This window comes from Mycobacterium sp., from assembly GCF_032162105.1.
Lineage (GTDB): Bacteria > Actinomycetota > Actinomycetes > Mycobacteriales > Mycobacteriaceae > Mycobacterium.
In genome coordinates, this window is sequence record NZ_JAVRPS010000300.1 from 1 (window position 1) to 8,185 (window position 8,185).

Annotated in this window: 7 protein-coding genes; 2 read left to right on the forward strand and 5 right to left on the reverse strand. The window is 67.8% G+C overall.

Translation table 11 applies throughout. The features are described 5' to 3' along the window. The 4 genes from QOC69_RS15400 to QOC69_RS15415 form a co-directional block, all read right to left on the reverse strand. A partial coding sequence (locus QOC69_RS15400; RefSeq protein WP_526440971.1) for a ferredoxin reductase occupies positions 1-1,132 on the reverse strand: 1,132 nt, incomplete at its 3' end. Between the two features lie 99 nt (positions 1,133-1,231). Then, positions 1,232-1,735, reverse strand: a complete 504-nt coding sequence (locus tag QOC69_RS15405; protein ID WP_526440981.1) for a DUF6912 family protein — start codon at positions 1,733-1,735, stop codon at positions 1,232-1,234. Positions 1,736-1,750: 15 nt separating this feature from the next. After that, positions 1,751-2,605 carry a polyphosphate kinase 2 gene (ppk2, locus tag QOC69_RS15410; protein WP_526440973.1) on the reverse strand — a complete coding sequence of 285 codons (855 nt, stop codon included), beginning with the start codon at positions 2,603-2,605 and terminating at the stop codon, positions 1,751-1,753. A 50-nt stretch (positions 2,606-2,655) separates the two neighbouring features. Beyond that, positions 2,656-4,065, reverse strand: coding sequence for a WS/DGAT/MGAT family O-acyltransferase (locus tag QOC69_RS15415; RefSeq protein WP_526440983.1), 1,410 nt, complete (start codon positions 4,063-4,065; stop codon positions 2,656-2,658). Between the two features lie 194 nt (positions 4,066-4,259). Between QOC69_RS15415 and QOC69_RS15420 the strand changes: the two genes are divergently transcribed. Together QOC69_RS15420 and QOC69_RS15425 are read left to right on the forward strand one after the other, a co-directional pair. Next, positions 4,260-5,939: a hypothetical protein gene (locus tag QOC69_RS15420; protein WP_526440975.1), complete on the forward strand. Its 1,680-nt coding sequence runs from the start codon at positions 4,260-4,262 to the stop codon at positions 5,937-5,939. A 59-nt stretch (positions 5,940-5,998) separates the two neighbouring features. Next, entirely contained in the window at positions 5,999-6,529 is a 531-nt protein-coding gene (locus QOC69_RS15425; protein WP_526440977.1) for an Rv3235 family protein, read from the forward strand. 33 nt (positions 6,530-6,562) lie between these two features. Here the strand turns inward: QOC69_RS15425 and QOC69_RS15430 are convergent. Further along, on the reverse strand, positions 6,563-8,185 hold a 1,623-nt coding region (locus QOC69_RS15430), incomplete at its 5' end, for a preprotein translocase subunit SecA (RefSeq protein WP_526440979.1).

Sequence of the window (8,185 nt, forward strand, 5' to 3'; positions counted from 1 at the left end):
TGCAGGTCTGAATGCGACTGCCCGGTTCGTGTTCGGCGCCGCTGCGTAGGTCGCGGACGTGCCCGTCGACCAATGCCACGACGCATGACTGGCAGATGCCCATCCGGCAACCGAACGGCATCCGGACGCCTACGCTCTCCCCCGCATCCATGAGGGGCGTCGCGGCGTCCACCGTCACCGTCTTCCCGCTCCGCGCGAACTCAACCGTCCCGCCCTGGCCGTGTACCGCGGCCCGCGTCGCCGCGAACCGCTCCAGGTGCAGACGCTCGCCGATGCCCGCCGCCGACCACTGCCGGTGCGCGGCGTCGAGCATGCCCTCCGGACCGCACGCCCAGGTCTGGCGGTCGCGCCAATCCGGCACTTCGTCGTCGAGCCGGGATAGATCGAGTCGGCCGACGCTCCGCGTGGCACGTAGCCGCACCTGGTAACCCTCGTGCGCATCCGCCAACTGGGCCAACTCGGAGCCGAACATCACGTCGGATTCCGTTGGCGCCGAATGCACGTGGACTACATGACCCGGGCCGCCGATTCCGTTGCGTTTGACCAGCGTGCGCAGCATGGACATGACTGGCGTGATGCCCGACCCTGCCGTGAGGAACAGCACCGACGCCGGTGCCGGATCCGGCATGACGAAGTTGCCCTGCGGGGCGGCCAGTCGCACGATGGTGCCCGGCGCGACGCCGCCGACCAGGTGGCTGGACAGGAAGCCCTCTGGCATCGCCTTGACGGTGATCGTGATGGTTCGCGTACCTCGACCAGATGCCGGGGCGGCAACGGCGACCGGACTCGACGTCAACGAGTAGGACCGCCACCGCCAGCGGCCGTCGATCAGCACCCCGATGCCGACGTACTGACCCGGTTCGTAGTCGAAGGAGAAGCCCCACCCCGGTTTGATCACCAGCGTGGCCGAATCCTCGGTCTCGCGGCGCACCTCCAGCACCCTGCCGCGCAATTCGCGGGCCGACCACAACGGGTTGGCGAGCTTCAGGTAGTCGTCGGGCAGCAGTGGTGTGGTGACGCGTGCCGCGATCGAACGCAGCGCGTGCCAGCCGGGATGCCGATCGGCACCTGCGAGGGCGGGTCGGACGGTGTCGGCGACGTTGGCGGAGATCTTGATGCTGTTCTTGGCCATGGAGGCTCCTGATCACGTGTCGCGCTATTTCGAGGCCGGAGTCTGGGGCCTGATGGTACTAACCTACGGTACCGTAACCTACGGCTTCGCATCCAGCCGTCAGAGCAGGTCGAGCAGAAACGGCAGCTCCTGGCTGGCGTACCAGGCGAGGTCGTGGTCCTGGGCGTCACCGACGGTGAACTCGGCGTCCTCGTCGCCCATATCGGCCGAATCGATGACTTCGATCGCGTCCAGCACGGCAGGCTCGGCCGCCGCATTGTCGAGGTAGGCAGCGACCACGTCGGCGATCCCGACCGGACCCGCAAGACGCACCACCGCGTCGTCGAGATCGGGCCGCGCGGTGGCGCCGTCCACCTCCGCAACGAGCACGGCCCGCCGGGGCGGCAAGCCGCTCGCACTTCCCTCGGCCCCCAGCAGTCGCAGGGAGGCCAACGCGGCCTCGCGCAATGCGACCTCGGCGAGTTCGTCCTCGTCGCCCTCGAAGTACGACTCCCGCAGCGCAGGGGTCACCGCGAACGCGGTTCCGCTGAGCGCATGTATCGATCCGTCGGCGACGAGCTTCTGCAACATGGTCAGGGTCGCCGGGATGTAGACACGCACCAGGCGACTGTAGCGGCACTACTCGCGATCGCCGATCAACGTGGCGACATGATCGTCCACGTAGGTCGACAGTTCGCGCGAGGGCCGCTGGTAGCTCCCACTCATCACCGGCCGCTCGGGCAATTCGACCTTCGGGTGCCCCACGTCGACGTAGTCGATGGTCGACAGTAGGTGCGACATCATGTTCAGTCGCGCGTGTTTCTTGACGTCGGACTCGACTACATACCAGGGACTCTGGGGGGTGTCGGTATGGACCATCATCTGGTCCTTGGCTCTCGAGTAGTCCTCCCACCGGTACACCGACTCCAGATCCATCGGGCTGAGCTTCCACTGCCGGACCGGATCGTTGCGCCGCGACTTGAACCGACGCAACTGCTCGTCGTCCGACACCGAGAACCAGTATTTGCGGAGCAGGACTCCGTCCTCCAGAAGCATCTGCTCAAAGATCGGCGTCTGACGCAGGAACAACGAATGCTCTTGCGCGGTACAGAATCCCATCACCTTCTCCACGCCACCGCGGTTGTACCAGGACCTGTCGAACAGCACGATCTCGCCCTTGGCAGGCAATTGCGCGATATAGCGTTGGTAGTACCACTGTCCGCGTTCGCGGTCATTCGGGGCGGGTAGCGCCGCGATCCGCGCGATGCGTGGACTCAAGTACTCGGTGATGCGTTTGATCGTTCCGCCCTTGCCCGCCGCGTCACGGCCCTCGAAGACCACCACGATCCGTGCGCCGGACTCCCGCACCCACTCCTGCAGCTTCACGAATTCCGTTTGCAGACGGAATAATTCGGCCTCGTAGATGTCGTTGGAGATCTTCGACTTCGCTGATTTCGGCTTGCCGTTCTTGCCGGCCGCCTTCGAGCTTCCCATCACCGGATCGTAGTGCTGATCATCGTTCTACACCCGATGAGCAGGAGCGATCAGCGCGCCGCTTCCAGCAGTTCGTCGAGCGATTCGCGCAGCAGGATGGGCACGACGTCGACGTCGCTCATCGCATCGCGGTCGGCGTTCACGCCGAAGTAGAGCATGCCGTTGTAGGACGTCACCCCGATCGCCATCACCTGGTTGTGCAGCAGCGGCGGCACCGCATAGGTCTCCAGCAGCTTGGTGCCTGCGATGTACATCTGCTTCTGCGCGCCAGGCACATTGGTGATGAGCAGGTTGAACTGTCGAGCCGAGAAACTGGTCGCGACACGAATCCCCATGGCGTGCAACGTCGGTGGGGCGAACCCGGACAGAGTGACGATGGTTCTGGCATCGACGAGGACGGCTGCCGTCGAATGCGATTCGGTGGCATGCGCGATCTGCGACAATCGCACCACGGCATTGCCCTCCCCGACGGGCAGGTCGACCAGGAACGGCGACACCTCGCTGATCGCCTGGCCAGGACCGACCACGTCGAGCTCGGCGTCGGGGTACACCGACATCGGCGCCATCGCCCGGACCGTCGAGGCTGACGTCACCGGTTCGCCACGCGACATCAGCCAGTTGCGCAATGCGCCGGCCACCACGGCCAGCACGACGTCGTTGACGTCGCAGTCGTAGCGGGCGCGCAGTTGGCGGTAGTCCTCCAGCCGGTGGCAGGCGACGGCGAACCGGCGGTTGCGCGACACGGTGCTGTTGAGCGGGCTGCTTGGCGCGGTGCCGCGCGCAACGGTGCGAGCCACGTCGGCGACCCGGCGTCCCACCTCGACCAGCTGCCCCGAGTTGGTGGCCACCTCCATGACCGCGGACCGGACCGCAGCGAGTTGGCCGGACGGCCGGGCGACCCATTCCCCGAGGGCACCCCACACCAGCCGCGCGTCGCTGGGCTCACGCGCGGGAATCCAGATGTCCTCGCCGAACTCCGGCGCCTTCTGGGTGCGGTCGGCGATGACGTGCCCGATCTCCAGAGCCGTCATGCCGTTGACGAGCGCCTGGTGTGACTTGGTGTAGATGGCGATGCGGTTCTTCGTCAGGCCTTCGACCAGATACATCTCCCACAGCGGACGCGACCTGTCGAGCTGCCGCGACCCCAGCCGCGCGACGAGGTCGTGCAACTGCGCGTCACTTCCCGGCGACGGCAACGCCGAACGCCGGATGTGATAGGTGATGTCGAAGTCGGGGTCGTCGACCCACACCGGCCGCGCCAGGCCAAGCGATACCTCGCGAACCTTCTGGCGGTAGCGCGGGATCTGCGGCAGCCGTCGCTCGACGGTGTTCAACAGGGTCTCGTAGCTCAACCCGCTGCGTGGCTTGCGCAGGATCGACAGCGTGCCCACGTACATCGGGGTCGCGGAGTTCTCCAGGTGATAGAACGACGCGTCCGACGCCGACAACCTCGTCACCATGTCGGCGCCACCCTCCCCCTCGCTCAATGTCTGAACCCCGTCACGGTAACCGGCGAAACCGCGAGCCTGCATCACGGGTGCTTAGCAGTTGGCTGGTTTGTCGGTCGGTGTTGGTCGTGGGGTCTGTCGGTGATGGGTGGGATGGTGCGGGTGTGAGGTCGGCGCGGTTGCGGGAGTGGCGTGGGGTGAAGGCGGTGGCGACGCCGTCTGGCGTAGCGATTGGGACCAGGTTGCAGACCAGCGCGCACGACGAGCGTGTGCTGGATCTGGTTGCCGAGCATCTGGGCCGGTTGCGGCGCGCGGACCTCACGTCGGCATGTCGGCCCCAGCCACAGGCGGCAGGACTGGACACCGATACCCGGCGGCAGGTGCGCCGGGCCCGGCTCAACGCGCGTAAAGCGGCGTTGACCGCCGAGTCGAGCGCTCGGTGGGCCAACGCGATCATCGCTGGCAACGATGACCAGTACCGACTGGCCCGCGATGCCCAGTACCGCCATCTGGCGGGTTTGCGTGCCGCGATCGCCATCATCGAGAAACGCCTGGCCGCTCCCACCGGGGACGTCTTGACCGTCGCGCAGCGCAAGGCACGGCGCGGTGCGAAGTCGCCGAAGGGATATGCGACCCAAGCGGAACGGTTCGCCAAGCAGCGTCGGCTGCAGCATCTACGCGCCGAGCTCGCCCGCGCCGAAGCCCACCAGGCGAAGAGTCGGGTGCGGGTCGTCGAGGGCGGTGCCCGGCTGGCCAAGGCTCGCCACCACCTCGACTCCGCGGGTCTCACGCCGGTCCGGTGGCGCGACCGGTGGGAGGCGGCACGGTATCGGATTACGGCGAATGGCTCCGGTGATGAACCGTTCGGCAATCTCACCATCACCGTCACCCCGCACGGCCAGGTCAGTGTGCGGTTGCCGAAACCGTTGGAACATGTCGCCAACGCCAAACACGGCCGCTACGTGCTATCCGGCACCGCGGTGTTCTCCCACCGTGGCGATGAATGGATGGCGCGGATCACCGGCGGGAAGTCGGTGTCCTACACCATCACCCGTAAACCTGGTCGGCCTGGGCGCTACCTGACCGCAGCCTGGGGCCTCCCGGCGCCGATGGTACCCACCGGCGGCAGTCCCGAGGACACGGTGTTCGCGGCGGGCCCGGTTGTAGGTGTGGATCTCAACGCCGGACACCTGGCGGTGCGCCGTCTAGATGCCCATGGCAACCCGGTCGGTACACCGGAACGCATCGACATCGACCTGGCCGGCACGTCCGCCCGTCGGGATGCCCAAGTGCGTCACGCCATCACCAGGCTCATCCACTACACCCGCCGACACGGGGTCGCCGCCATCGCGGTGGAGGACCTCGACTTCGCCGACGCGCGGGCCACCGGCCGTGAAACGATGGGCCGCGGCCGGCGTGGGAAACGCTTCCGCCGCACGGTGGCGGGGATACCGACCGGGGTGTTCCGCAATCGGCTGGCCGCGCAAGCCGCCGCGGCCGGAATCGCATTGTGGGCGGTCAACCCGGCCTACAGCAGTGTCTGGGGCGATGCGCATTGGCGCAAACCCTACGAGAACGTCACCCGACATCAGGCCGCGGCCACGGTGATCGGGCGTCGCGCCCAGGGCTTTTCGGCCCGGCGACGGAAAGGTGTGACACACCCGCGACCAGAGGATCGTGGTGTGAGAGCTACCGACCAGGCCGGACCCGACAAACCGCAGGCGAGCAGCACCGGTAACCGTCACCGGCCAGGGATACGGGGAACCACATCTCGTGAACCCGGCCGGGCAAGCACGCGGTCACCGGGCCGGGCAACCGTTACCCCGGCAACGGCCAACAACAGATGTAACGGTGCATCAGAGTGTCCTCGCGCCATGCGATCATGAATGCGTCTGCACTCTCCAGCAGATGCCACCGTGTTGACCCCGACTGCTGGAGACTGACCGTGACCGCATCACGCATTCCCACTGCGCAAACATCCCCCGTCGCTTCGCTCGCCCCGGCTCATCCGTTCACGTCGCCGATCATCGACTACGAACCGCCGCTGGTCGGCGCGCCGGCCTGCCCACCGCCGACACCCGCCGCGCTGCACCGGCACACCCCGCGTCGGCTGCGGGCCGTCCCCGCGGTGCCGGCCAAGGAGTCACCGCCACCACGGGCCGCCGCCGTATTCGCCGATACCGCGCTGCGTCGCGTGCTCGAGGTAGCCGACCGGCGCAGGCCCGTCGCACAACTGCGCCCACTGCTGACACCGGCGCTGATCGACGCCGTGGTTGCCATGACGCGGACCACCCCAACCGACGGCGCGGCCGTACTGCGCCGGATGCGACTGCGCACCGCGGTCTCCGCCGACGGCGAGGCGACGGCGGCCGAGGTGTTCGGCACCTATACCCGGGGCCGCCGAGTCAAGGCGATCGCAGGCCGCATCGAGGTCATCGGGGGCCGCTGGCTGGTCACGGCATTGCAGATCGGCTGAGCGACAGCGGCGGTACGGCCGTCGCGACCGCCGTCAGCCGCGTCGCGCGGTCGGGCCACCGCGGGCCTGCTTGCGCGCTGCCTCACGTCGCTCCCGCCGCGTGCTGCCGTTCGCCGGCGCGGGGGCCGCGTGTCGGCCGCCCCGCTGCACCTGTGCGGACCCGTCCTCGGACGGCCCCGTGTAGGTCAGTGGAGGCGCGTCGTCCACGATTCCCTTGACGCGCAACGCCGGTGGCGCCTCCTGCGGACGCTCCTCGGTGGCGACGGCGCCCTTGGCGACTGCGGGGGCGCTGGCCTCCTGCGCCTTGGCCGCGGCGTCCGCCGCGAACTGCGCGAGGTTCGGCGGGGCCGCAACGGGCGCGACGGTGGGCGCCTGCGCGGCCTGCACCTGGGCGTTGAACAACAGCCCCACCGACTCTTCCTTCAGCCCGTCCAGCATGCCCATGAACATGTCGTAGCCCTCGCGCTGGTACTCGACCAGCGGGTCACGCTGTGCCATCGCCCGCAGCCCGATGCCCTCCTTGAGGTAGTCCATCTCATAGAGGTGCTCGCGCCACTTGCGGTCAACGGTGGTCAGCAGCACGCTGCGCTCGAGTTGACGCATCGCGGTCTCGCCGCCGATCTCGGTCAACTCCGCCTCCCGGACGGCGTACGCGCGTTCGACGTCCGCGAGCAGCGCCTCGAGAAGTTCGTCGCGGGTCAGCTCGCCGGGCTCGCCGACGGCGCCGGAGTCGATCAGGTCGTGGTGATCGATACCCACCGGGTACAGCATCTTCAGCGCATTCCACAGGGCTTCCAGGTCCCAGTCCTCGGAGTAACCCTCCGCGGTGGCGCCGTTGACGTAGGCGGTGATCACGTCGACCACCATCTGACGGGCCTGCTCCTGCACGCTCTCGCCCTCGAGGATGAGGCGGCGCTCGGCGTAGACGACCTTGCGCTGCTGGTTCATCACTTCGTCGTACTTGAGGACGTTCTTGCGGACCTCGAAGTTCTGCTGCTCGACCTGCGTCTGCGCGCTCTTGATGGCACGCGTGACCATGTTGGCCTCGATGGGCACGTCCTCGGGCAGGTTCAGCCGGGTGAGCAACGACTCCAGCGTGGCACCGTTGAAGCGGCGCATGAGCTCGTCGCCAAGCGACAGGTAGAACCGCGACTCGCCGGGGTCACCCTGGCGTCCGGAGCGGCCGCGCAACTGGTTGTCGATGCGCCGCGACTCGTGGCGCTCGGTGCCGAGCACGTACAGGCCACCGGCCTCGATGACCTCCTTGGCCTCGTCCTCCACCTCGGCCTTGACCTGAGGGAGCACCTGGTCCCAGGCGGCCTCGTAGTCTTCGGGCGTCTCGACGGGATCCAGGCCGCGGTCCCGCAGCCGTTTGTCGGCGAGGAAGTCGACGTTGCCTCCGAGCACGATGTCGGTGCCGCGGCCTGCCATGTTGGTGGCGACCGTGATGGCACCGCGCCGCCCTGCCTCCGCGATGATGCCGGCCTCTTGCTCGTGGAACTTCGCGTTCTGCACGTTGTGCGGGACCCGCCGCTTGGTGAACTGCTTCGACAGGTACTCCGAGCGCTCGACGCTGGTGGTGCCGATGAGGACCGGCTGGCCCTTCTCGAAGCGCTCCACCACGTCGTCGACGACGGCGATGTACTTGGCCTCTTC

Coding starts and splice junctions, on each gene's coding strand:
- QOC69_RS15415 (WP_526440983.1), bottom strand. CDS start 4,065: ATGGTGACGAGGTTGTCGGCGTCGGACGCGTCGTTCTATCACCTGGAG.
- ppk2 (WP_526440973.1), bottom strand. CDS start 2,605: ATGGGAAGCTCGAAGGCGGCCGGCAAGAACGGCAAGCCGAAATCAGCG.